We start from the raw sequence: 25,031 nt of genomic DNA, 5'->3' as shown, positions 1-25,031 counted from the left end.
CTTGTCAGTCATGGCTTACAGCGATTCCACCTTCAATTTAACCGGACAGCAGTGAGGCAAGTTATTTAATGAAAATAGCCACATTTTCAAGGCATATATCCAAAGACATATGTCGGTCGGCATAGCTCCATGCGCACTGAAGATTCCGCAAGCGCGCCATCGAGGTCCAGTAACCAGTCAACAGGGAAAAGGCGCATTCCCTGTAGGAGCGCGCTTGCTCGCGATAAGCCGCTATCGCGAGCAAGCTCGCTCCTGCATCCGTCGGTTTCAACATGTCTGCGTACTGGCACCTGCGGGTCTTGCACCTGCGGCCGGTGCTTGCCGTCTCGCCAGCGCCAACTTTCAGGGCCGGTCCGGATAAGACCTCCGGCAGTGTGGGAAAACGAAGCCGCCGCAGGTCGCAGGCACGATGCCGTGGCGAACGATATGTCGCCGCGGCGGTCCATAGATCGTTGGTATTACGCGATTGTCCTTGGCACGCGGTCGATGCGACTGAACCCTGGATCCGGCGGGCAACACCATGCTCCTGAAAACCCTCACAGGGAAGATGGCTAGTAGCGGTCTTTCAGCACAAGTGAACGACGTTCGTTCCGTCGCCTCCGGCGTTCGCTGGCGCGTGCTTCTTCCCCTGGCGGCGGCAATGCTGCTGCTGGTGATTGTCTTTGTTTCGATCTTCGTCATCGAGACCCGACACCGCCAGGCCGAGGATATCGCCCGCACCGCGGCATCGGTCGAGGTCATGTTTCGCGAGCAATCCGCCGAAGGCATCAAGGTCATGCGCTCGATCATGGAACTGGTCCTGGGGGACCGCCATCTCGAAACGGCCTTGCGCGCCCGCGACCGGCAGCGGCTGCTGGAGCTGTCCACCCCGATCCTGAACGAGATCAGGGCCAGGAACCGCATCACCCACTTCTACTACATCCTGCCCGACCGGACCATGCTGCTGCGCGTGCAGGCGCCCACCAAGCATGGCGACCGGATCGACCGCTTCGTCCTGCAGGAAGCGCAGCGCACCGGCAAACCCTTCTGGGGCAACGAACAGGGCCCGCTGGGCAGTTTCACGCTGCGCGTGGCATATCCCTGGATCAGCAACGGTGAGGTGATTGGCTACCTGGAGATGGGTATCGAGTTCGAAGACATCATGCAAAGCATCAAGAACTTTCTCGATGTGCAGGTCTTCGTCGCCATCAACAAGTCCTTCTTCGACCGGGCGAAATGGGAGGAAGCGCAGGCCAAGAATGTGCGGCCGGTGCCCTGGGACGAATTTCCCGCGGTGGTGGTGCTGAGCCGCACCACGCCGGAGATTCCAGCGCCGATCGCCGCCTATTTCGGCGCGCTGAAGGAACAACACGGCAGGCGTACGTTCGAGATCGACTGGGAGCAACGGGTCGCCCAGACCATCGTCGTCCCCTTCGCCAACCTGCGCGGCCAGGAACTGGGCGAACTGGTGGTGCTGCGCGACATCACGCTGCGCGCGGCGGAGCGGCGCCGGGGAGTCATCGGCGTGGTGCTCGTGAGCGCCATGATCGGCGGCGGCTTGATGCTGTTTTTCCATTTCCTGCTGGGACGCGTCCAGCGCGACGTGGAGGAACGCACGGCGCGACTGAAGGAAGCCGAGCGGGTGCTGACCATCGAGCAGGTCGAGCGACAACGCGCCGAGCGCGATCTCGCCTTGCAGCAGGAACGCAACGAGTTGCTGGAGGCGCGCAGCCGGATGGTCGAGGAACTCGCCGCGGCCAAGGAAGCCGCCGAGGCGGCGCTCCGCGACAACGAGAAAATCACTCGCGAACTGCGCGAGACCCAAAGCGAACTGCTGAGCGCCGCCCGTCAGGCCGGGATGGCCGAAATCGCCACCAATGTTTTGCATAACGTCGGCAATGTCCTCAATAGCGTCAATATCTCGGCCGGCCTGGTGAGCAGCCAGGTGCGCGCCTCCAAGGTCGCGGGGCTGGCCCTCGCAGTCCAGATGATCGACGAGCACGCGGCCGATCTAGGCGACTTCCTCACCCGCGACGAGAAGGGGAAGCTCCTGCCGAACTATCTCAACAAGCTGGCGGCGACGTTGGTCGCGGAGCAGCGGAGCAGCATCGAGGAACTGGCGCAACTGACCAAAAAAATCGATCACATCAAGGATATCGTCGCCACCCAGCAGTCCTACGCTGGCGCTTCGCGGATGGTCGAGTCGATGCAGATCCGGGACTTGCTGGAAGATGCCCTGCGCCTGAACGCCGGCTCGCTGGAGCGCCACGATGTGAGCGTGGTCAGGGAGTTTGCCGAAGTGCCCCTGGTGCCGCTGGACCGGCACCGGGTCATGCAAATTCTGGTGAACCTGATCAGCAATGCCAAGCAGGCGATGGACGCCGTTGCCGACTGCTCGCATCGGATGACCCTGGGCGTCGATGTCGTCGATGACGGGGACGGCGAAAAGCTGCGGATCCGCGTGACGGACGAGGGTGAAGGTATCCCGGCGGAAAACCTGACGCGCATCTTCAGCCATGGCTTCACTACCCGCCCCGACGGCCACGGCTTCGGGCTGCATAGTTGCGTGCTGGCCGCGCAGGAAATGGGCGGTAGCCTGACCGCACTCAGCGACGGGCCGGGCCAGGGCGCGACCTTCACCCTTCTCCTCCCGATGAAAACTGCGGAGATCGCCGGATGAGGCTATTGTTCAACCAACGCATCTTCTCGATCGGCAACATGCCGGCCTTCGATGAGGACTTCCGCGAGGCGCTCGGCAATCCGGCGCCCGCAACTGGCGAACGGCCGGAGCGTCGCCATTCGCTCCAATTCAGGAAAGGACATCATCATGAAATTAGCGCATAGAGTCGTGGCCGCAGCCGTTTGCGCGACGGTAGCCCTGGTCTCGCAGCAGGCGTTGGCGCAAGCGAAGAAAGTCCGCATCGGGCTGGCGGTCGCCAATCTGCAGGCCGACTTTTTCAACCAGATCAAGCAGTCGGTCGAAGCGTCGGGAAAAACCAGGGGAGTCGAGATCATCACGGTCGACGCCAAGGGGGATGCCGCGCTCCAGGCCGGACAGATCAAAGACCTGCTTGCGCGCAAGATCGACGCGCTGATTTACATTCCCGCCGGCGCCAGCGCCGCCGGCCTGCCGGTAAAGGCGGCCAGGGCGGCGAAGATTCCGGTAGTCACCGTGGACCGCAACCCGCCCGATGCGCCGGGGGATACCTTCATCGCCACCGACAGTGTGGCTGCCGCGCGCACCCTCGGCGACTATGTGGTCAAGATGACGGGCGGCAAGGGCAGCGTCGGCATCATCCAGGGCCAGCTCGGCACCACGCCGGAGATGGATCGCGACAAGGGCTTCAACGAAGCGCTGGCCAAGGCGCCGGGGCTCACCGTGGTGGCGAAACAGGCCAGCCAGACCTGGTTACAGGATGAAGGCTTCAAGATCGCGCAGGGCATGCTGCAAAGCAACCCGCGGATTACGGTCCTGTTCGGGCGCGCCGACGCTCTCGCCCTGGGCGCGGCGCAGGCGGTCAAGGTGGCGAATCTCGACCACAAGGTGCTGGTGGTCGGCTTCGACGGCGACATCCGCGGGCTCAAGGCGGTCAAGAGCGGCGTGCTCGCCGCGACCATGACGCAGCGTACCCAGGCCATGGGTCGGCTGAGCCTGGACGCGGCGCTCGATCTGCTCGCCGGCAAGAAGCTGCCGCCGCTGCAGTTGCAGCCGGCCGCCTTGACCACCCGCGAGAATGCCGACGGCTACATCGCCGAGCATCCCTGAGTTCACGCTCATGGCACCAAGCGCCACTCGCTGAAAATGAAACTCGCGAAAAGCCAATTGTTCGCCCGCCCCCCTCCGCTGCGCGGCCCACGGCTGGCTTTGCACAGCCAGCCGGCTGCGGCGGCGCGACGCATGCGTCGCGAATTCCCGCCTCGCCCCCTCGCGGGGGGTTACCGTTCGGCGTGCTACGCGCGATTGTCACAGGGGACTCCGTACAAAGTGCTTCACGTCAAAGGTTTGCCGAAATGAAACTGCCAGCGCCCAGCCTCGCCGGAAATCGGCAGGCCATCCTGGCCGCTTTGCTTACGCTGGCGCTGCTGGTCGCCGTCACGCTCGGCTTGTGGTGGAACAGTTCGGCCGAAAGCACGCAGATCGCCCGCCAGCGCTTCGACTTCAAGCTCGCCGAAGCCCAGGTGGCAACCCAGCAGCGCCTGCTGGCTTACGAACAGGTGCTGCGCGGCGCGGTCGGCTTGTTCGCGGCGAGCGAGGATGTCACGCGCGACGAGTGGGCCACCTATGTGCGCACCCTCGAAATCGAAAAGAACTTCCTCGGCATCCAGGGTATCGGCTACTCGCCGCACGTACTGCGGGCCGACCTGGCCGCGCATCGGCAAAGGATCCGCGGCGAAGGACTCGCGGATTACGCAATCCAGCCGCCCGGCGAGCGCGCCGAATATGCTCCTATCGTGTTCATGGAACCGGCCGACTGGCGCAATGCGCGTGCCCTCGGTTATGACATGTTCACTGACCCGGCGCTGCGCGAGCCGCTGAAACGCGCCCAGGATACCGGCCTGCCTTCGGTGTCGGGCAAAGTAAAGCTGGCCCAGGAAGTTGCCGACGGAGTACAGAGCGGCTTCGTCATGTGCCTGCCGGTTTTCCGCAAGGGCGCTGCCCACGCCACGATCGATGAGCGTCAGGCGGCGCTCGACGGCTACGTCTGCTCGACCTTCCGCATGGGCGATCTGATGCAGGGCATCCTCGGGCCGGAGCAGCTGCCCGACATCCGGCTGCGGGTGTTCGACGGCGCCGCCGCTGCCACCGAGAGTCTAATGTACGACACGCTCGACGGCATTCGCGGCGCGCCGCCGACGCCATCGTTCAGCGACGACCGGGCCTTCGATTTCGACGGACACCAATGGACCCTGCGCTTCGATTCGTTGCCGGCTTTCGATGCCGGTATCGACACGCAAAAGCCACGCATCATGCTGGTCGGCGGCCTGCTGGTCAGCGTCCTGTTCGCCGCGGTGGTGTGGTCCTTGCTGCTGAATCGGCAGCGGGCGCGCGCGCTGGCCGGCCTCAATGCCGGCCTGGAAACGGAAATCGCCGAGCGCACCAAGCTGGAGACCGAACTCAAGCGAGCCAAGAACGCCGCCGAGGCGGCGAATCAGGCGAAAAGCGATTTCCTCGCCAACGTCAGCCACGAACTGCGCACGCCGCTCACGCTGATCCTCGCTCCCCTCGAACAACTGCTGGAAACGGGCCATCTCCTGCCGGACTGGCGGACACAAGTCGACCGGGCCCAGCGCAATGCCCTGCGCCTGATGAACCGGGTGAACGACATTCTCGATTTCTCCAAGGCCGAAGCCGGCAAATTCGATGTGCGCCCGGCGCCGGTCGATCTGGTCAAGATGGTGGGCGGGCTGGCCGACGATGCGGCGCTGGTGGCCAAGGGCAAGGGCTGCGCCTTGACCTGGCGCATCGATCCCGCGCTCGGCACCGTGTTCCTCGACCCTGGGCACTTCGAGAAGATTCTTCTCAATCTGGTGAGCAATGCCATCAAGTTCACTCCAGCCGGTGGCACCGTGCATCTGGAGGTGACGCCGCTCGCCGGTGAGCGCTTCGAATTGGCGGTACGAGACTCGGGCATCGGCATTGCGCCCGACAAACTGCCGCTGCTGTTCCAGCGTTTTTCCCAGATTGATAGCTCCGCCACGCGCCAGTACGGCGGCACCGGCATCGGTCTCGCCCTGGTCAAGGAGTTGGCCGAACTGATGGGGGGCGAAGTCGGCGTCGACAGCGAACCCGGACGCGGCTCATGCTTCACCGTTCGACTGCCGCTGGGAACGGAGCAGCACGTCCCGGCCGAAGCCCGCGATATCCACGTCCGTACTTCGCGCAGCACGAGCAGAATCGAGCAGCGCCGCCTGCGCTTCGACGACGGCAGCCATGGCCACGGCACTGACCACGGCATTGAGCGGCCAACGGCAGAAGGAGCGGATGCCGAGCCGCTGCCCGGACAGGCCTTGCGCTCCAGGGTGCTGGTGGTGGACGACAGCCCGGAGATGCTGGACTATCTCGGCGAACTCCTGCGCGACGACTACAGCGTCGCCACCGCGGCGGATGGCGAGAAGGCCTGGACACTCCTCCAGCACCGTCCGATCGATGTCATCGTCTCGGACGTGATGATGCCCGAGCTCGACGGCTTTGGCCTGACCGCCCGGATCAAGGCCAGTGCCGGCTTCGCGCATTTGCCGGTAATCCTGTTGACCGCCCGCGGCGGCAGCGAGGCCAGCGTCTCCGGACTGGAGAGCGGCGCCGACGACTATATCGCCAAGCCTTTCTCGCCCCTGGAACTCAAGGCTCGCGTGCGCGCGGCGCTGCGCATGAGCCAGGTGCAGGCCGAACTGCACGCGAAATCCCGGCAGGCGGGCATGGCGGAAATCGCCACCAATGTGCTGCACAACGTCGGCAACGTTCTCAACAGTGTGAACATCTCCGCCGGCGTGCTCGACAATCAGGTGCGGGCTTCCAAGGCGTCGGGGCTGGCGCGGGTGGTGCAGATGATGGATGAGCACAGCGCCGATCTCGCCGACTTCCTCACCCGCGACGAGAAGGGCCGGCGGCTGCCGGATTACCTGGGCAAGCTGGCCGCCGCCCTGGCTGCCGAGCAACAAAGCCTGCTCGATGAGATCGGACAGCTGAGCAAGAGCGTCGGGCACATCAAGGACATCGTCGCCACCCAGCAAGCCTATGCCGGTACCGTCAGCGTGGTCGAAACGGTCCCGGTCCGGGATCTGCTGGAGGATGCCTTGCGCATGACCGCCGCGGATCTGACGCGGCATCAGGTGACGGTGGTCAGGGAATTTGCCGACTTGCCCTTGCTGCCGCTGGACAAGCACCGGGTGTTGCAGATCCTGGTGAACCTGATCGGCAATGCCAAGCAGGCGATGGACGGCGTCACCGGCCGTACGCACCGGCTGATCCTGCGCGCCAATCTCGTCGATGGCGCCGACGGCCGCAGCTTGCGCGTCTGCGTCGCCGACGACGGCGACGGTATTCCGGCGGAAAACCTGACGCGCATCTTTGCCCACGGCTTCACCACGCGCAAGGGCGGCCACGGTTTCGGCCTGCACAGCTGCGCCTTGGCGGCCCGCGAGATGGGCGGCACCCTGACCGCGCATAGCGACGGGCCGGGCCAGGGCGCGAGCTTTACGCTCGAACTGCCCCTCAACACCGAAAGAATCGCGGCATGAACACCTGGGAAAACATGGCGCCGAACCGCCGCATCCTGTTGATCGACGACATGCCATCGATCCACGAAGATTTCCGCAAGGTGCTCGGCAATCCGGCACGGGCCGCCGAACTGGACGAGGTCGAGGCAGCGCTGTTCGGCGGCGGGACGCAGGCGGTCGCCGCCGGCTTCGAACTCGACTCCGCGTATCAAGGCCAGGAAGGCCTGGCCAAGGTCTGCCAGTCCCTCGCCGCCGGCCAACCCTATGCCATGGCCTTCGTCGACATGCGCATGCCGCCGGGATGGGACGGCATCGAAACCATCGAACAACTGTGGCAGCAAGACCCCCAGTTGCAGATCGTGATCTGCACCGCCTACGCCGACTATTCCTGGGATGAAATCCTGCGGCGTCTCGCCGTGGGCGACCGGCTGCTGATCCTGAAGAAGCCTTTCGATGCCATCGAGGTTTTCCAATTGGCGAATGCCCTGACCGCCAAGCGCCAGCTGACCCAGCAGGCCGCCCTGAAGATGGCCGATCTGGAGGCGGCGGTGCATGAGCGTACCGAGGGCATACAGAGTGCCAACAACGCCTTGACGGCAGAAATCATGGAGCGCAAGCAGTTGGAGAGCCGTTTGGTGCAGTCCGAGAAACTCGCCTCCATCGGGCAACTCGCGGCGGGCGTTGCCCACGAAATCAACAATCCGGTCGGCTTTGTACTTTCCAACGTCAGCACCCTCAATGACTATGTCGAGGACTTGTTGAACATGATTTCCGCGTATGAAGGCGCGGAAGCCTCGATCGGATCGGCAGACGTTGTCGCGGCGTTGAAAAGCTTGCGTGTGCGTTTGGAACTCGACCATCTCAGGGAAGACATTCCGTCGCTGATGAAAGAGACACGAGAGGGTCTCGTCAGGGTGCGGCAAATCGTCCAGGACTTGCGGGATTTTTCGCGTGTCGATTCACACCAGGACTGGCAGTGGGCTGATCTGCATCGGGGTATCGACGCCACCTTGAACATCGTCGGCAACGACGTCAAATACCAGGCCGATATCATCAAGGAATACGGAGCGATTCCGGAGATCGAATGTTTGCCGTCGCAACTCAACCAGGTGATCATGAATCTGGTGATCAATGCGGCCCAGGCGATTGGCAAGGAACGGGGCAAGATCACGATCCGCACCGGGGTTGCCGGCGACCAGGTCTGGATCGAGGTTGCGGATACCGGCTCGGGAATAGCCAAGGAAAACCTGTCGCGCATTTTCGATCCGTTCTTCACCACCAAGCCGGTCGGCAAGGGCACCGGACTCGGCTTGTCGGTCTCCTACGGCATTGTGCACAAGCACCTGGGACGCATCGAGGCGCAAAGTGAAGTCGGCAAGGGAACGATCTTCCGCATCGTCCTGCCGGTCCGCCATCCCGGCTGACGGATTGGCGTTCTTCGCTCAGTGATGTGCCGCGTCGTCCAGGTGGGCGACGTCGTCGCGCTCACACTGGTTGATCTGGTGCTGCCGCTTCACCAGCCACATGGCGCCGGCGACGAACATGCCGAACAGTACGATGATCCAGTAGATCGACAGGTGGGCCTTGAGCAGCACCGAGTAGGTGCTGGTCATGATCAGGATCGACAGATTCTCGTTGAAATTCTGCACCGCGATCGAATGCCCGGCGCCCATCAGGATGTGGCCGCGATGCTGCAACAGCGCGTTCATCGGCACCACGAAAAAGCCCGAGAAAATACCGATCAGCACCAGCAGCGGCGCCGCCAGCCACATGTCGCGCACGCCGATCATGACGATGACGCCGACGCCCATGGCCATGCCCAGCGGAATCACGCGCACCGACTTCTTCAGGGTGATCATTTTCGCTGCGAGCATGGCGCCGATGGCCACGCCGACCGCCACCACGCCCTGCAGCATGCTGGCCTTGGACAGGTCCAGATTCATTGCCACCTTGGCCCATTCCAGCACGATGAACTGCAGCGTCGCTCCCGCGCCCCAGAACAGGGTGGTGACGGCCAGCGAGATCTGGCCCAGCTTGTCGCGCCACAGCAGTTTCAGGCAGTGGTTGAATTCATGGAACAGATAGACCGGATTCTTCTTCAGCGGCTTGTGGTCGACGCCGGTATCCGGAATATAGAGGTTGAACAATGCGGCGATCAGGTACAGCGCGCCAATGATGATCAGCGTCATTTCGGCCACGGTGTCGACGCCGGTGTCGATCAGCGGGAAATCCATTGCGAGCAGGCCGTAGGCGATCTCGGGCCTGATCAGGGCTCCGCCCAGCACCACGCCGAGGATGATCGCAGCGACCGTAAGGCCTTCGATCCAGCCATTGGCGACCACCAGCAGCCGGTGCGGCAGGTATTCGGTGAGGATGCCGTATTTGGCCGGCGAATAGGCGGCAGCGCCGAGTCCGACCACGGCGTAGGCCATCAGGGGATGCATGTCGAAGAACATCAGGCTGCAGCCGAAGACCTTGATGCCGTTGCTGATGAACATCACCCGCCATTTCGGCATCGAGTCGGCAAAGGCGCCGACAAAGGCGGCCAGGGCGACATAGGAGACAGTGAAGAAGGTTTTCAGCAGCGGTTCGTATTCCGCCGGCGCGTGCATGTCGCGCAGAATGGCGATGGCGGCGATCAGCAGGGCGTTGTCGGCGAGCGCGGAAAAGAACTGCGCCGCCATGATGATGTAGAAACCTGTGCTCATTGATGTGGCCGGTGGTCCGGCCGTGTTTTGGCCAGCGGGGTTATATCACGAAAGAAGTGTGCAATCGGGATGCTGCAGTGCAGCATCCAGTATATCCATATGGGATAGCGTCCCCGCCTGATGCGCCGGGGGCATATCCCGCAAGGGGATACCGTCTCCGTCGCTTGCGACGGAGACATAAAATGCGCTCATGGGAGATGATTTGTGATTGAATACCGCCCAAACAGCAATTCTTCTATCCGGAGGTAGTGGGTATGGCCGATCGCCGGCTCCAGGTTTTTCACGCGGTTGCCAAGCAGTTGTCGTTCACCAAGGCAGCCGAAGTGCTGTTCATGACGCAACCGGCCGTGACTTTTCAGATCAAGCAGCTCGAAGAGCATTTCAATACGCGGCTTTTCGATCGCGGTCACGGACGGATCACCCTGACGCCGGCCGGCGAAGTCGTGCTCGGCTATGCGGAAAGAATTCTCGGGCTGGGCGCGGAAATGGACGTGCGCCTGTCGGAATTGACCGGCGAGATCGGCGGTTCCCTGATGGTCGGCGCCTCGACCACGATCGCCGAATTCATGCTGCCCGGCATCCTCGGCGAATTCAAGTCGACCTACCCGAACGTGCGTGCACGCCTGATGGTCGGCAATTCCGAGTCGATCGAGAATCGCGTCATCGAGCACACCATCGATATCGGCTTCATCGAGTCGCTGTCGCATGAGCCGAATCTGCAGTGCGAGGTGTGCTGCGACGACGAACTGGTGGTGATCTGCCATCCGCGTTTTCCGCTGGCGCGGCACAAGGAGTTGACGCCGCAGAAGCTGCTGGAACATGCCTTCATTTCGCGCGAGCCGGGTTCCGGCACGCGCGAATTCACCGAGAACTACCTGCGCAGTTCGGGCATCTCGCTCGATCAGATGAACGTCGTGATGGAACTCGGCAGTCCGATTGCGTTGAACGGCGTGGTCGAAACCGGACTCGGTTTCGCCATCGCTTCGCGTTCGTCGGTGACCAAGGAACAGCGGCTCGGCGACATCGTGGCGATACCGCTCAAGCCGCGCCTGATCCGCACGCTGTCGATGGTCTATCCGAAGGAAAAGTTCCGCTCGCGGCTGGTGGCCACCTTTGTCGAATTCGCTTCGGCGCGGCTGCATGCCCTCCTGATCGCGAAGAAGCCCGCCTAGCGGAAATGTCGCGACCGATACGCGCGCGCCTGGACTGGGCGGCGCTGCGCCACAATCACCGCGTCGTGAAGCAGCATGCAGGCGCGGCCCGGGTCTGGAGCGTGGTCAAGGCCGACGCCTATGGCCACGGCCTGCTGGCTGCGGCGCGCGCCCTGAGCGACGCCACCGACGGCTTTGCCCTGGTGGAACTCGAAGGCGCCATGGCGCTGCGCGATGCCGGGTTCGCCCATCCGATCCTGATGATGGAAGGTCCCTACCAGGCCGACGATTTGCCGCTGTTCGCCGAACTCGAATTGACGCCGGTACTGCATTCGATGTGGCAGGTCGACGCGCTGATCGACGCCTGCCTTCCGCGGCGCCAGCCGGTTTACCTGAAGCTGAATACCGGCATGAACCGGCTCGGTTTCGACGCCGACGACTTCACCGCGGCGCTGGACCGGCTGGTGGCCGCCGACTGCCTTGAATCCGTAACGCTGATGACGCATTTCGCCGATGCCGACGAAGCGCGCGGCATCCAGCACCAGCTCGAGCGCTTCCGCTCGGTTTCAGGCAAACGCATGCTGCCCGCCTGTCTGGCCAACTCGGCGGCCTTGCTGCGCTTTCCCGAGGCGATCGGGGATTGGGTGCGGCCCGGCATCATGCTTTATGGTTCCTCGCCTTTCCCGGCCATGCAAAGCGCCGTCGCTCTCGATCTGCAGCCGGTAATGACCCTGGAGAGCGAACTGATCGCGGTGCGCAATCTTGAGCCCGGCGCTGCGGTCGGCTACGGCAGCAGCTTTGTCGCCGAAGGCCCGATGCGCATCGGTATCGTGGCCTGCGGCTACGGCGACGGCTACCCGCGCCATGCGCCGACCGGCACGCCGGTGCAGGTCGCCGGACAGCGCACGCGGACCCTGGGCCGCGTCTCGATGGACAAGATCTGCGTCGATCTGAGCGAGCTGCCGTCAACAGTTGGCGTTGGCGACACGGTGACGCTGTGGGGCGGGGCGGGAAACATGTACCTGGCGGCGGACGACGTCGCCACGGCAGCCGGCACCGTTTCCTATGAAATGTTCTGTGCCCTGGCCGCGCGCGTGCCGCTGATCGACGTGAATTAGCGAAGTACTGAAATGCAAACTCTTTCAACGCGGAGGACGCAGAGGCGCAGAGGGCACAGAGGCAAGCTTATTGTTTTGGAATTGCTCTGCGTTCTCTGCGCCTCTGCGCTCTCTGCGTCAAAAGCGGTTAACCGATCGGCGCCGGATTAATGGCCAAGGCCAAGACCCAGTATTCCTGTACCGAGTGCGGCGCCAGTTCCCCGAAGTGGCAGGGCCAGTGTCCCGGCTGCGGGCAGTGGAACACCCTGGTCGAGGCGGTGGTCGAAACCGCTGCCCCGGCGGGGCGCAATTTCGCCGCGCTGGGCGGCGCCAGCGGCTTGCAGATGCTGGCCGAGATTCGTCCGCGCGAGGAACCGCGCCAGCCCACCGGCGTCGAGGAATTCGACCGCGTGCTGGGCGGCGGCCTGGTCGCCGGCGGCGTGGTGCTGATCGGCGGCGATCCCGGCATCGGCAAGTCGACCCTGCTGTTGCAGGCCCTGGCGCGCCTGGCGCAGGCCAGCGAAAAAGTGCTCTACGTCTCGGGCGAGGAATCCGGCGAGCAGGTCGCGCTGCGCGCCCGACGCCTGCAGCTCGATGTCGGCCGCATGCAGCTGTTGGCCGAGATCAACCTGGAAAAAATCCTCGCCACGCTGGTCAAGCTGCGCCCGGCGGTCGCGGTGATCGATTCGATCCAGACCGTCTGGTCCGACGCCATGCAGTCTGCGCCGGGCTCGGTGGCCCAGGTGCGCGAATGCGCGGCGCAACTGACGCGCTTCGCCAAGCAAAGCGGCACCTGCGTGATCCTGGTCGGCCATGTCACCAAGGAAGGCAGCCTGGCCGGGCCGCGCGTGCTGGAGCACATGGTCGATACCGTGCTGTATTTCGAGGGCGACACGCATTCCAGCTTCCGTCTGGTGCGCGCGGTGAAGAACCGCTTCGGCGCGGTCAATGAGCTGGGCGTGTTCGCCATGACCGAGAAGGGACTGCGCGGCGTCGCCAATCCTTCGGCGCTGTTCCTCTCGCAGCACGCGCTCGACGTCGCCGGTTCCTGCGTGCTGTGCACCCAGGAAGGCACGCGGCCGCTGCTGGTGGAAATCCAGGCGCTGGTCGACGCCTCGCAGGCGCCTAGTCCGCGTCGGCTCACGGTCGGTCTCGAACAGAACCGCCTGGCGATGCTGCTGGCGGTATTGCATCGTCATGCCGGGATCGTCTGCGGCGACCAGGACGTGTTCGTCAATGCCGTCGGCGGGGTCAAGATCGCCGAGCCGGCGGCCGACCTCGCGGTCTTGCTGGCCATCGTTTCCTCGCTGCGCAACAAGCCGCTGCCGGGCAAGCTGGTGGTGTTCGGCGAAGTCGGCCTGGCCGGCGAAATCCGCCCTGCGCCGCGCGGCCAGGAACGTCTCAAGGAAGCCGCCAAGCTGGGTTTTACCCAGGCTATCGTGCCCAAGGCGAATGCGCCCAGGCAGGCGATCAAGGGCATCGAGGTCATCGCGCTCGACCGCGTCGAGCAGGCCATCGAGCAGATGCGGGCGTGGTAATACAGCACCAGTTTTCAGACAAGGATGCTTTTCATGCAAGACGATGATATGGAGTTCGACACAGAGAGCACCGCCGAAATCGACCTGCTGATGCGCGAAGCCACCCGCCTGGTATGCGGTACCCGCGATTTCGCGCTCGGACTGTCCCGCTTCATCGACGTCCTGCCCGAACTGGCGCCGCAATTGGCCCTCGCCACTGCGGAAAATGACGCGGAGGCCCGCCGTGCGCTGTGCAGCGTGCTGTTCCGCGAAATCTGGAACCACGTGCCGCGCCCCGACAACGGCTTTCGTCCGTTGCCCATGCCTAAGCAGGAGCGCAACAGTCCCTGTCAATGCGGCTCCGGACAGAAGTACAAGCAATGCTGCGGGCGCTTCGCGGGCGCCGCGCCCTTCGACGCGCAAGGCCTTAGCCTGCTCAAGTACGTGCTCGAAGACCTTCCCCTGTCGGCCTACGCGACATTGCCTTTCCGCCATCTCTCGGCCGAAGAACTGGCCTTCGTCGCCGACCAGTGGCTGCAGGAAGGCCATCCCGACAAGGTCAGCTTTCTCCTGGTGCCGCTGCTCGCCGACGTGCACAAGCTCGATGCGCGCCACGAGGCGGCGTTCGACATGCTGGGCGATGCCTACCTCCACCTCGGCATGCCGGAAGAGCGCGAGGCGCTGGTCGAGCGCATGCTGGGCGCGGATGATCCGACGCTGAAATGCGCGGCGCTGCATCGCCGCTGCACCGTGCTGTCCGATGCCGGTCGCTGGCCCGAGGCCTGGCAGGTTTTCACCCAGGCCCAGCGCCTGCAGCCGGACAATCCGGCGCTGTCGCACCTTGAAGTCATCATGCTGACGGCCGAAGGCAATATCGAGCGCGCGCAAGACCGGGCGCAGTTCTGGCTGACGAGACTGACGCGCCAGGGCCTGGTCGAGGATGGCGATCCGCTGCTGGAGTTTCTGCGCGCGATGAGCGAGAACCCCGCCGCGGCACTGGCCATGATGGTGGGTGAACCGGATGATGCGGACGACATTTTCGGGGCAAGCGATGAATGGGCGCTCGCCCTGATCGACCTGCTGGAAGACCTGCCTGAGCCGGAGTGCCGCTATGCCTTGCATCCAGAGAACGGCAACGCCGGCGAACTGGCAGCGGACCCGACCTTGAGTGCGCTGGAACAGGAATGGGAAGAAGTGTTTCCGTCGGCCTGGGAGGATCTCGATGATTTCTCTCCCTGGGAAGATACCGAATGGCTGGACTGGCTGGCCGCCAATCCGCCGGCCTGGCAGAGTTTCCGCATCATGGACGACGTGGTAGCGGTCATCGACGGCGCGGATCTCTTCGCTGACGATGTCGATGACGATCTTGCCGGGATGCTGGACGGTTTGCTGGCCCATGCGACGGCGCTGCTGGAAGCCGTGATCGCCCGCAACCAGGCTCAAGGCTGTCTGCTGGAATGGGGCTGGCTGGAAAATCGTCCGGCCTTGCGTCTGCTGGCCGCCCACATCGACCGGCTGGACGACGATGGCGAAAGGCTGCGCCTGCTCGAATGGCTGGTGACCACGCTCAACCCGAACGACAACCAGGGGCTGCGCGAAAACCTGGCGCGAATGATGATCCTGCGCGGCCGTGTTGCCGATGCCCTGGCGCTTTGCGAGCGTTATCGCGACGACGGCCTCGGCGCCATGCTCTATGCCCGCGTGCTGGCCCTGCATCGCTTGGGCCGGCTCGATGCCGCGGCTGCTGCGCTCGCCGAGGCGCGCAGGCAACGACCGAAAATCCTGAAAACCCTGATTGCCGCCCGGCCGCGCACGCCGCAGCTGGATGTCGATACGGTTGAGATCGGCGGCGATGACGAGGCCTGGTATTACCGGATGGACTGGCTCTTTCTGTGGCAGGAACTCGGTGCCCTGGCCTGGCTGAAAAAGGCGGCGAAGGGCGCGTAATGGCGCACGAGCGCCGCTTGGCGGTCCATCGTATCAGGCGTTTTGCCTCAGGTATTACTACCTGCTATAGTAATACCGGCCAAACAACGTAATACATTGATCATCATGCTGAGTTCGTCGGTTACCACCAAGGGGCAAGTCACGATCCCCATCGAATTGCGCGAACGGCTGGGCATCAAGCCTGGCGATCGCGTGGGCTTTGTCGCGGAAGGGGATCGGATCGTTCTTCAGCGCCAGGAAACCGCCATCGAGGCGGTTTTTGGCATCGTCAAGAGCGGCAAGGGAGCGACGCTGGAGCAGATGGAGGAAGCGATTTCTGCCGGTCGAAGGCGTCATGCTCGCGGTTGATACCAACGTGTTGGTGCGTGTGCTGGTCGATGATGCAACGGCTTCCGATCAGTGTCGGGCTGCCCGGCAGGTCGTGAGCGAGGCCGGCGAGGTGTTCGTCTCCCAGGTCGTGCAGATCGAGACGGTCTGGGTTCTCGTCAGCGCCTACGGTTTGAGCAAGACGCGCCTGCAAGCCGCCCTGGGCGCGATCGCCGGTCATCCCGCTTTCCATTTGCAGCGCCCGGAAATGTTTCGTGTTGCGCTTCAGCAGTATCTGGCCGGTCATGCCGATTTTGCCGACTGCATGATCCTGGCGGAAAGCGCGGAGGCGGGATGCGAACTGCTCACATTCGATCGCAAGCTCGGCAAATTGCCCGGCGTACGCTTGATACCTCGTTGACACCTCGTTAAGTGACACGAATCTTCATTTCCATTCAACTTGCCCTGCGCATGCTTGCGCGCGACTGGCGCGCCGGCGAACTCACGGTGCTTGGGCTGGCGCTGGTGCTGGCGGTGGCGGCACTGACCAGCGTCGGTTTTCTGACCGACCGCGTCGAGCAGGCGCTCAAGCTGCAATCCCACCAGTTGCTCGGCGGCGACCTGTTGCTGACCGCCGATCATCCGTGGCCCGAGCGCTTTCGCCGGGAGGCGGCGGCGCGCGGCCTGCGCCGGGCCGAGAGCGCCACCTTCCCGAGCATGGTCAGCCTGGGCGAGGCGGCTGTGCTGGCCGAGATCAAGGCCGTGTCGGCGGGCTATCCGCTGCGCGGGTCCTTGCGCACCGCGGCCGTGCTCAACGCCGTCGATGCCGATACGGCGCGCGTGCCGCAAGCCGGTGAGGCCTGGCCCGACGAGCGCCTGGCGACTACCTTGAGTTTGGCGCCGGGCACAGCGCTGGCGCTGGGAAACATCAGGGTCCAAAGCGGCCCGATCCTGACCCTGGAACCCGACCGCGGCATGAACGTGTTTGCGCTGGCGCCGCGCCTGATGATCAATCTCGCCGACCTGCCGGCGACCGGCCTGATCCAGAACGGCAGCCGCGTCAGCTATCGCCTGCATCTGGCCGGCGAGCCGCCCGTCGTGGCGGCGTATGAAAGCTGGGCGACGGCGCAGCTCGGGCGCGGCGAAAAGATCGAAAGCCTGGACAATGCGCGGCCCGAAGTGCGCAATGTGACCGAGCGAGCGCAGCGCTTCCTGCGCCTCGCCGCCTTGCTGGCCGTGATACTTGCCGCGGTGGCGGTGGCGCTGGCCGCCGAGCGCTACATGCGCCGCCACCTCGACGGTTGCGCGGTGATGCGCTGCATGGGCGCCTCGGGGGCGCAACTGCTGCTGATCCATGGCGGCGAATTCTTGATTTTCGGCCTGGCCGCCACACTGGCCGGTTGCGGCGTCGGCTATGTCGTGCAGTCGGCCCTGCAGCAACTGCTGGCGGGCCTGATGGTGACCCATCTGCCGGCAGCCTCGCTGCTGCCCTGGCTGCATGGGCTGCTGGTGGGACTTACGCTGATCGTCGGCTTTGCCCTGCCGCCGCTCTTGCGCCTGAAGCGCGTGCCGACGATACGCGTGCTGCGGCGCGAGTGGAGCGGGTCCGAGCCTGCTTCGGTCGGCGCCTACCTGCTGGGTGCGACAGTGCTGGCCGCGCTGATGCTGTGGATGGCCGGCGACCTGCGCCTGGGCCTGATCGTACTGGCCGGTTTCCTTGCTGCGCTGGGCTTCTTCGCGCTGATGGCGCGCCTGCTGCTCGCCGCGCTGGGCCGCCTGCGTCCGGCCGGGCGCGGTTATGGCTGGCGCCATGGCCTGGCCAATCTGCGCCGGCGCCTGGCGGCAACGCTGGTGCAGGCCGTGGCGCTGGCTCTCGGGCTGACGGCCTTGCTCCTGCTCACCGTGGCGCGCGGCGACCTGCTCGACAGCTGGCAGGCGCGCGTGCCGGCCGACGCGCCGAATCGTTTTGCGATCAACATCCAGCCCGATCAGCGGGTCGCCATCGCCAACTTCTTCAAGGCGCGCGGCCTGCCGGCGCCGCAACTCGAACCGATGGTGCGCGGCCGCCTGGTGCAGGTCAATGCCAAGGCCGTAGGCCCGGAGAGCTATACGGACGACCGCGCCCAGCGCCTGGTCGATCGCGAATTCAACCTGTCGTGGTCGGCCCGGATCCCGGCCGGCAACACCGTCAGCGGCGGGCGCTGGCATGGCGAAACGCGGGCCGCGGAGTTCTCGGTGGAGCAGGGCCTGGCCGAAACGCTGAACCTCAAGCTCGGCGATCGCCTGACCTACGACATCGCCGGCAACCGGGTCGAAGCCGTGATCACCAGCCTGCGCAAACTCGACTGGGACTCGATGCGCGTCAATTTTTTCGTCATGTCACCGCCGGCCGTGCTCGGCGACTACCCAGCCAGCTACATCACCAGCTTCCACCTGCCGGCCGACCAGGCCGCTGCGATCCCGGAACTGGTGCGGGCCTTTCCCAACATCACCGTGATCGATGTCGCGGCACTGGTCAGGCAGTTGCATGCGACGATCGATCAGGTCGCGCGCGCCGTGCAACTGGTGTTCGGCTTTGCCGTGCTGGCCGGCCTGGCCGTGCTCTACGCGGCCCTGCAGGCCAGCAGCGACGAGCGCCGTCACGAGCTGGCCGTGCTGCGCGCGCTGGGTGCCCGCAGCCGGCAACTGTCCAGCGCGTTGCTGGCGGAGTTCGCCGCGCTCGGTGCGCTCGCCGGCCTGCTCGCCGGCATCGCCGCCAGCCTGATCGGCTGGGGCCTGGCGCGCTTTGCGTTTCGCCTCGACTACCTGCCGCAGCCGGAATTGTGGCTGATCGGCCTGCTGGCCGGGATGGCGCTGGTGGTGGTCGCCGGCTGGCTGGGGGCTTCCTCGATGCTGCGCCAGTCGGCGCTGCCGGCCTTGCGCGCGGCGCAGTAAGCCGGCGCCGGCGTCGGGCAGGGCGTCGGCGCGAATAGATGCCGCGTATGGTGCAATAGGGATTGCGTATAATTCTGCCGCCGCCACGGGGACTGTAAGCGGCCGTTCAGCCACCCGTGGCATCCTTCCTGGTCAGGCTTCCTGGTCCGGCGATCGTTGGCTGATCGCTGCCAGACGCCGTTTCATTGCATGCAGCACTCCCCCGGAGATCCCCATGAGCACCACCCAGACCCTAATTCCTGCCACCCTGATTCCGGGCGATGGCATCGGCACCGAGATTACCGCCGCGACCATTGAAGTGCTCGACGCCCTCGGCGCGCCCTTCCAATGGGAAACCTGTGTCGCCGGACTGGCCGGTGTCACGGCTTTCGGCGATCCGCTGCCGCAGGCCACGATCGATTCGATCGAGCGCACCCGGCTGGCGCTCAAGGGGCCGCTGGAAACCCCCTCGGGCGGCGGCTACCGTTCGTCCAACGTGCGCCTGCGCGAGAAGTTCAAGCTTTACGCCAACCTGCGGCCGGGCAAGTCGCTGATCCCCGGCGGGCGCTTCGAGAACATCGATCTGGTGCTGTGCCGCGAGAACATCGAAGGCCTTTACATGGGTTACGAGCATTACGTTCCCATCGACGGCGACCCCCATGCCGTGGGCATGGCCACCGGCATCAATACGCGCCAGGGCTGCCGCAACATCCTCAAGTTCGCCTTCGACTACGCGATCGCCAACGGCCGCAAGAAGGTCACCGTGGTGCACAAGGCCAACATCATGAAGGCGCTGACCGGCATCTTCCTCGAAACCGCGCAGCAGATGTACAAGGATCAGTATCAGGGCAAGTTCGAATTCGAAGAAGTGATCATCGACGCCTGCGCCATGAAGCTGGTGATGAACCCCTGGCAGTTCGACGTGCTGGTCACCACCAACCTGTTCGGCGACATCCTCTCCGACGAGATCGCCGGCCTGGTCGGCGGCCTGGGCATGACGCCGGGCGCCAACATCGGCGAGCAGGCAGCGATTTTCGAGGCGGTGCATGGTTCGGCGCCGGACATCGCGGGCAAGGGCATCGCCAATCCCACCGCGCTGATGATGGCGGCCGCCATGATGCTCGACCACGTCAAGCGCAAGGACCTCGGCGACCGCTTGCGCCAGGCCATCGACGACGTTCTGAACAAGGACAAGGTGCGTACCGGCGACCTGGGCGGCACCGCCACCACCGACCAGTACGCCAAGGCCCTGGTCGCGCGCATCAAGGGCTGATCGCCGGGCCGGCCGCAGCGGGCGCGGCGCGCCGCCTGCTGCATAATGGCGCATGCACGCGCCATTGAGTCGCCCTTACATGCGGGGCAGTCTTTCAGGGCTGTGGACCCGCCCGCCGATCATCCTGGCGGTGGTGATGATCGGTGTGCTGGCGTCCTTCGTGCTGGACTGGCGGCAGGCCGACGCCAACATGGCGTCGGTGGCGCGCGAGCGCGGGGCCGCGCTGTTCCGCCTGGTGGAGCTGGCGCGCGACTGGAACGCGCGCCACGGCGGCGTCTACGTGCCGGTGACCGAAGCCACCCCGCCCAACCCCTATCTCGAACACCCGCGGCGCGATCTGGTCACGCAGGAAGGCATTGCGCTGACCATGATCAACCCGGCCTACATGACCCGGCAAATCGCCGAGATCGCGCAGCAGGCCGATGGCATTCAGCTCCACCTGACCAGCCTCAAGCCGGTGCGTCCGGGCAACGCGCCGGATGCCTGGGAAGCCGAGGTATTGCGCCGCTTCGAGGCGGGACTGGCCGAAGTCATCGAACTGGTTCCCGGTGCCTCGCCCGCACATCGCTACATGGCGCCGCTCAGGGTGACCGAGGCCTGCCTGCAATGCCATCAGGGGCAGGGCTACGTGCTGGGTCAAGTCCGCGGCGGCATTTCCGTGACCATGCCCGCGGCGGAACTGCTGCAGATTCGCGACGCCGGCCGCATCCGCTCGGGAGCGGTGCATCTGCTGATGTTCGGCGTGGCGGCTGCCTTGCTGCAATTGCTGGTGGCGCGTACGCGCGGCCATGTGCTGGCGCTGGAAAACCTGGCCATGGAACAGGAGCGGGTGATCGTCGAACGCACCCAGGCCTTGTCGCAGGCCAATGCGGCCCTGGAGCACCAACTGGCGGATCGCGAACTCGCCGCGGCGGTTTTCGACAATGCGGCAGAGGCCATCATCGTGACCGACGAGCATGGCAATTTCATCGAGGTCAATCCGGCGTTTTCACAGATGAGCGGCTATGCCGCGGCCGAAGTGGTGGGGCAGCCGGCGTCCTTGCTGCGTTCGGGGCGGCATGCGCCGGAGTTCTATGCCGACATGTGGCAGAGCATTTGCCGCGAGGGCCGCTGGCAGGGCGAGGTCTGGAACCGGCGCAAGAATGGCGAGGTATTCGTGGTCTGGCTGGCGATCAGTCGCGTCGAACATGCGGGCCGGCCGGTGCGCTGCGTGGCGACGCTGACCGACATCACGCGCAGCAAGCAACTGGAAGAGGAACTGCGCCACCGCGCCTACCACGATCCCCTGACCGACCTGCCCAACCGTGCGCTGTTCGCCGACCGCCTGCGGGTTGCCATGGCGCTGGGGCAGCGCCATGGGCGCGGCCTGGCCCTGTGCTTCATCGACCTCGACCACTTCAAGGCGGTCAATGACCGGTTCGGCCACGCCGCCGGCGACGACTTGCTGGTCGAGACCGCCCGCCGCCTGCGCCTCAGCGTGCGCGCCGCGGACACCGTGGCGCGGCTGGGCGGCGACGAATTTGCAGCGATCCTGGCTGAGGTCGGATCGAGAACCGAAGTCGAGGAGATTGCGGCGCGCATCGTCGCCGACCTCGCGCGTCCCTTCGAACTGCAGGCCGGTACCGCGCATATTTCCTGCAGCATCGGCATTGCGCTGTTTCCCGAACACGGCACGGATGCCGAGAGCTTGCAGCGCAACGCCGATGCCGCGCTCTATGGCGTCAAGGACAGTACGCGCAATGCCTTCCGCATCTGTCCGGACGCCGTGCCGGGCGCCTAGCGCCTGAGTTTGGCGAAGGCCGCGGCCATGGCGCCGGACGTTTCCGTCTCACGCTTTGCGGTTGCGGGTTTGCCGGCAATGCTGCCGCGATTCGCCGCGCCGCCAGCGCCAACTCTTGGTCCAGGCTGGGTTCCCGGCGCAGGGACCTCGTCGGCCAGGCGCATGGTCAGCGCGATGCGCTTGCGCGCCGCATCGACTTCCAGCACCTTGACCTTGACCACGTCGCCGGCCTTGACCACTTCATGCGGGTCCTTGACGAAGCGATTGGTCAGCGCCGACACATGCACCAGCCCGTCCTGATGCACGCCGATATCGACGAAGGCGCCGAAGTTGGTGACATTGGTCACCACGCCTTCGAGCAGCATGCCGGGCTCCAGGTCGCGCAGTTCCTCGACGCCGTCCCTGAATGACGCCGTCTTGAACTCGGGACGCGGGTCGCGGCCGGGTTTTTCGAGTTCCCTGAGGATGTCCTGCACGGTCGGCAGGCCGAAGCGTTCGTCGGTGTATTTCTTCGCATCGAGCGCGCGCAGCCGGCGCGTGTCGCCGACCAGTTCGCGCACGCCGGCCTTGATGTCGGCAAGGATGCGCTCGACCACCGGATAGGCCTCGGGGTGCACCGCCGAGGCGTCCAGCGGGTTCTCGCTGCCGCTGATGCGCAGGAAGCCGGCGGCCTGTTCGAAGGCTTTCTCGCCCAGGCGCGGCACTTCCTTCAGTTCGGCCCGCGATTTGAACGCGCCGTGGCTGTCGCGATGAGTGACGATGTTGCCGGCCAGCGTGCTGTTGAGTCCCGAGATGCGCTTCAGCAGCGCCGCGCTCGCGGTATTTACATCGACGCCGACCGAGTTCACGCAATCCTCGACGACGGCATCGAGTGAGCGTGCCAGCCGCGACTGGTTGAGGTCGTGTTGGTACTGGCCGACGCCGATTGCCTTGGGTTCGATCTTGACCAGTTCCGCCAGCGGGTCCTGCAGGCGGCGGGCGATCGATACCGCGCCGCGCAAGGACACGTCGAGATCGGGGAATTCCTGTGCCGCCAGCTCGGAGGCCGAGTACACCGAGGCGCCGGCTTCGGAGACGACGATCCGGGTCAGCTTGAGTTCGGGGTGGCGGCGCATCAGTTCGGCGGCCAGCTTGTCGGTTTCGCGGCTGGCGGTGCCGTTGCCGATGCTGATGAGGCCGGCGCCATGCTTCTGCGCCAGTTGGCGCAGCGTGGCGAGCGAGCCTTCCCAGTCGCGGCGCGGTTCGTGCGGGTAGATGGTGGAGGTGCCGACCACCTTGCCGGTGGCATCGACCACCGCCACTTTGACCCCGGTGCGGATGCCGGGGTCGAGGCCGATCACGGTGTGCTGTCCGGCCGGCGCCGCCAGCAGCAGGTCGTGCAGGTTGCGCGCAAAAACGCGGATGGCTTCCTCTTCGGCGCGTTCGCGCAACTGGTTCATCAGTTCGCCTTCGAGGTGCAGCGAGAGCTTCACCAGCCAGGCCCAGCGCGCGGTTTCCAGCAGCCATTTGTCGGCGGCGCGGCCCTGGTCGCGGATATCGAAGTGACTGGCGACCATGCCGGCGCAGGGCGAGGTTTCCGGCGGATCGCGCAGTTCCTGGTCGGTCTTGATGCCCAAACGCAGGATGTCCTCCTTGCGTCCGCGCAGCAGCGCCAGCGCGCGGTGCGAGGGCACGGTCTTGATCGCTTCGCGGAAGTCGAACCAGTCGCGAAACTTCGCGCCTTCCATCTCCTTGCCGGCGACCACGGTGGACACCAGCAAGGCGTAGTCGTTGAGGTAGGCCCGCAGCTTGGCCAGCAGCGCCGCATCCTCGCTGAAGCGTTCCATCAGGATCTGGCGCGCGCCGTCGAGCGCTGCCTTGATGTCCGGCACATGCAGCTCGGCCGGTTCCTGCTGCGGATTCACGTACTTCGCCGCTTCGGTCTCGGGCGTCAGGGTCGGATCGGCGAACAGCGCGTCGGCCAGCGCTTCGAGGCCGGCTTCGCGCGCGATCTGTGCCTTGGTGCGGCGTTTCTGCTTGTAGGGCAGATAGAGGTCTTCCAGGCTCTGCTTGGTTTCCGCGGCGGCGACGACGGCGGCGAGTTCGGGCGTCAGCTTGCCCTGCTCGCCGATCGAGGCGAGGATCACGGCGCGGCGATCTTCCAGCTCGCGCAGGTAGTTGAGACGCTCTTCGAGATTGCGCAACTGCGTGTCGTCGAGGTTGTCGGTGACTTCCTTGCGGTAGCGCGAGATGAAGGGCACCGTGGCGCCCTCGTCGAGCAGTTGCACGGCAGCGGCAACCTGCTGCGGGCGGACGCCGAGTTCGTCGGCGATGCGTTGCGCGATGCGCGAGTCTATGGATGGCGGCATGGGTTTCCTGAAAGCGACGGGACAGGGCGCGCACCTTACTGGCAGGCGCCGCCGAAGGCAAGTCTTGACAGCCGCCTAGTTCAGCGTGCGCGCCAACTGGATGCGGAATTCGCGCACCAGGTCTATGTCAGCTCCTCGACGGCAATGGCAACACGCGCAAGCGGGTGCGGCTCGGATCGATGGTGAGCAATGCCCCGGCTTCCAGTTCGGATGCCATCTGCAACAGAGCGGCGACGACCTGCATGCCGATCGCGTCCGGGCTGACATCATCGGCACGGATTTGCACCACGCAGGGCTTCTCGCCTTGGGTAGCGGCGAGGATCGCGCTGAAGTCCAGATCGTGCGTCAGCACCACGCAGTCGTTCGCTCGGGCGTAGGCCATGATTTCCGTGTCCGGCGCGTTACTTGCACCCAAGTTTGACCAGTGGGCAGCCTCCATGCCGGCGTCGGTCCAGCGTGGCGACAGGTTCATATCAACCAGCAGCTTCATGCGGCGGGCAGCATGACCTCGCGTTCTTCGGCTCGCCACGCGGCGTAGCGCAGCGCCTGCATGATGTCCTCGCGTTCAAGGTAAGGATAGTCGGCGAGAACCTCATCCACGCTGTGTCCGGCACCGATCTGACCGACGACCATGCCGATGGTGACGCGCAGGCCGCGAATGCACGCCTTGCCGCCCATCACGTCGGGTTGCTGGGTGATGCGATCAAGATGTCCCATGCCTTGCTCCTTATCGAAACTCTGGGTCACAGTAGCGCGTTGGGATTATTGGTTCAAGAACTATTTGGGTCAATGGG

General features: G+C 64.9%; 18 protein-coding genes. 13 read left to right on the top strand and 5 right to left on the bottom strand.

The window, feature by feature from the left end; genetic code table 11:
- The first annotated feature begins 574 nt into the window (after positions 1-574).
- The gene (locus RMO95_RS19445; protein ID WP_310452320.1) at positions 575-2,659 is read left to right on the top strand and encodes an ATP-binding protein; all 2,085 of its coding nucleotides are present in this window, start codon (positions 575-577) and stop codon (positions 2,657-2,659) included.
- Positions 2,660-2,661: 2 nt separating this feature from the next.
- On the opposite strand, the gene RMO95_RS19440 is transcribed toward RMO95_RS19445, so the two are convergent.
- The gene (locus RMO95_RS19440; protein ID WP_310452319.1) at positions 2,662-2,808 is read right to left on the bottom strand and encodes a hypothetical protein; all 147 of its coding nucleotides are present in this window, start codon (positions 2,806-2,808) and stop codon (positions 2,662-2,664) included.
- Between RMO95_RS19440 and RMO95_RS19435 the strand changes: the two genes are divergently transcribed.
- From RMO95_RS19435 to RMO95_RS19425, 3 genes are all read left to right on the top strand, one after another.
- The gene (locus tag RMO95_RS19435; RefSeq protein WP_310452318.1) at positions 2,807-3,745 is read left to right on the top strand and encodes a sugar ABC transporter substrate-binding protein; all 939 of its coding nucleotides are present in this window, start codon (positions 2,807-2,809) and stop codon (positions 3,743-3,745) included. The genes RMO95_RS19440 and RMO95_RS19435 overlap by 2 nt on opposite strands.
- A gap of 245 nt (positions 3,746-3,990) precedes the next feature.
- Entirely contained in the window at positions 3,991-7,218 is a 3,228-nt protein-coding gene (locus RMO95_RS19430) for a CHASE domain-containing protein (protein ID WP_310452317.1), read from the top strand.
- Positions 7,215-8,621 (top strand): ATP-binding protein, encoded by a 1,407-nt coding sequence (locus RMO95_RS19425; protein ID WP_310452316.1) that lies wholly within the window; start codon positions 7,215-7,217, stop codon positions 8,619-8,621. The genes RMO95_RS19430 and RMO95_RS19425 overlap by 4 nt, the downstream gene beginning before the upstream one ends.
- A gap of 18 nt (positions 8,622-8,639) precedes the next feature.
- Here RMO95_RS19425 and lplT read toward each other — a convergent pair whose 3' ends face one another.
- Positions 8,640-9,905 carry a lysophospholipid transporter LplT gene (gene lplT / locus RMO95_RS19420; RefSeq protein WP_310452315.1) on the bottom strand — a complete coding sequence of 422 codons (1,266 nt, stop codon included), beginning with the start codon at positions 9,903-9,905 and terminating at the stop codon, positions 8,640-8,642.
- A 254-nt stretch (positions 9,906-10,159) separates the two neighbouring features.
- Here lplT and RMO95_RS19415 point away from each other — a divergent pair, with 254 nt between their 5' ends.
- The 9 genes from RMO95_RS19415 (at position 10,160) to RMO95_RS19375 (ending at position 21,889) form a co-directional block, all read left to right on the top strand.
- Positions 10,160-11,077: a LysR family transcriptional regulator gene (locus RMO95_RS19415; RefSeq protein WP_310452314.1), complete on the top strand. Its 918-nt coding sequence runs from the start codon at positions 10,160-10,162 to the stop codon at positions 11,075-11,077.
- Positions 11,078-11,082: 5 nt separating this feature from the next.
- Positions 11,083-12,174: an alanine racemase gene (alr, locus tag RMO95_RS19410; protein ID WP_310452313.1), complete on the top strand. Its 1,092-nt coding sequence runs from the start codon at positions 11,083-11,085 to the stop codon at positions 12,172-12,174.
- Positions 12,175-12,323: 149 nt separating this feature from the next.
- A complete protein-coding gene (gene radA, locus RMO95_RS19405) occupies positions 12,324-13,691 on the top strand; it encodes a DNA repair protein RadA (RefSeq protein WP_310452312.1) in 1,368 nt (455 codons plus the stop codon).
- A gap of 33 nt (positions 13,692-13,724) precedes the next feature.
- On the top strand, positions 13,725-15,617 hold the full coding sequence (locus RMO95_RS19400) for an SEC-C metal-binding domain-containing protein (RefSeq protein WP_310452311.1): 1,893 nt from the start codon (positions 13,725-13,727) through the stop codon (positions 15,615-15,617).
- Positions 15,618-15,722: 105 nt separating this feature from the next.
- A complete protein-coding gene (locus tag RMO95_RS19395) occupies positions 15,723-15,965 on the top strand; it encodes an AbrB/MazE/SpoVT family DNA-binding domain-containing protein (protein ID WP_310452327.1) in 243 nt (80 codons plus the stop codon).
- The gene (locus RMO95_RS19390; protein WP_310452310.1) at positions 15,952-16,344 is read left to right on the top strand and encodes a type II toxin-antitoxin system VapC family toxin; all 393 of its coding nucleotides are present in this window, start codon (positions 15,952-15,954) and stop codon (positions 16,342-16,344) included. The genes RMO95_RS19395 and RMO95_RS19390 overlap by 14 nt, the downstream gene beginning before the upstream one ends.
- 11 nt (positions 16,345-16,355) lie before the next feature.
- Entirely contained in the window at positions 16,356-18,857 is a 2,502-nt protein-coding gene (locus RMO95_RS19385) for an ABC transporter permease (RefSeq protein WP_310452309.1), read from the top strand.
- Between the two features lie 214 nt (positions 18,858-19,071).
- On the top strand, positions 19,072-20,109 hold the full coding sequence (locus RMO95_RS19380; protein WP_310452308.1) for an isocitrate/isopropylmalate dehydrogenase family protein: 1,038 nt from the start codon (positions 19,072-19,074) through the stop codon (positions 20,107-20,109).
- A gap of 52 nt (positions 20,110-20,161) precedes the next feature.
- Positions 20,162-21,889 (top strand): diguanylate cyclase domain-containing protein, encoded by a 1,728-nt coding sequence (locus RMO95_RS19375; protein WP_310452307.1) that lies wholly within the window; start codon positions 20,162-20,164, stop codon positions 21,887-21,889.
- Here RMO95_RS19375 and RMO95_RS19370 read toward each other — a convergent pair.
- From RMO95_RS19370 to RMO95_RS19360, 3 genes are all read right to left on the bottom strand, one after another.
- A complete protein-coding gene (locus tag RMO95_RS19370; protein WP_310452306.1) occupies positions 21,886-24,237 on the bottom strand; it encodes a Tex family protein in 2,352 nt (783 codons plus the stop codon). The two genes, RMO95_RS19375 and RMO95_RS19370, sit on opposite strands and share 4 nt — an antisense overlap.
- 127 nt (positions 24,238-24,364) lie before the next feature.
- On the bottom strand, positions 24,365-24,727 hold the full coding sequence (locus RMO95_RS19365; RefSeq protein ID WP_310452305.1) for a DUF5615 family PIN-like protein: 363 nt from the start codon (positions 24,725-24,727) through the stop codon (positions 24,365-24,367).
- Positions 24,724-24,954: a DUF433 domain-containing protein gene (locus RMO95_RS19360; RefSeq protein WP_310452304.1), complete on the bottom strand. Its 231-nt coding sequence runs from the start codon at positions 24,952-24,954 to the stop codon at positions 24,724-24,726. Before RMO95_RS19360 ends, RMO95_RS19365 begins: the two co-directional genes overlap by 4 nt.
- Positions 24,955-25,031 lie beyond the last annotated feature (77 nt).

This window comes from Sulfuritalea sp. (assembly GCF_031426875.1).
Classification (GTDB): Bacteria; Pseudomonadota; Gammaproteobacteria; order Burkholderiales; family Rhodocyclaceae; genus Sulfuritalea.
Note: the sequence above shows the minus strand (reverse complement) of the source record. Positions and strands in the feature narration are given on the sequence as shown.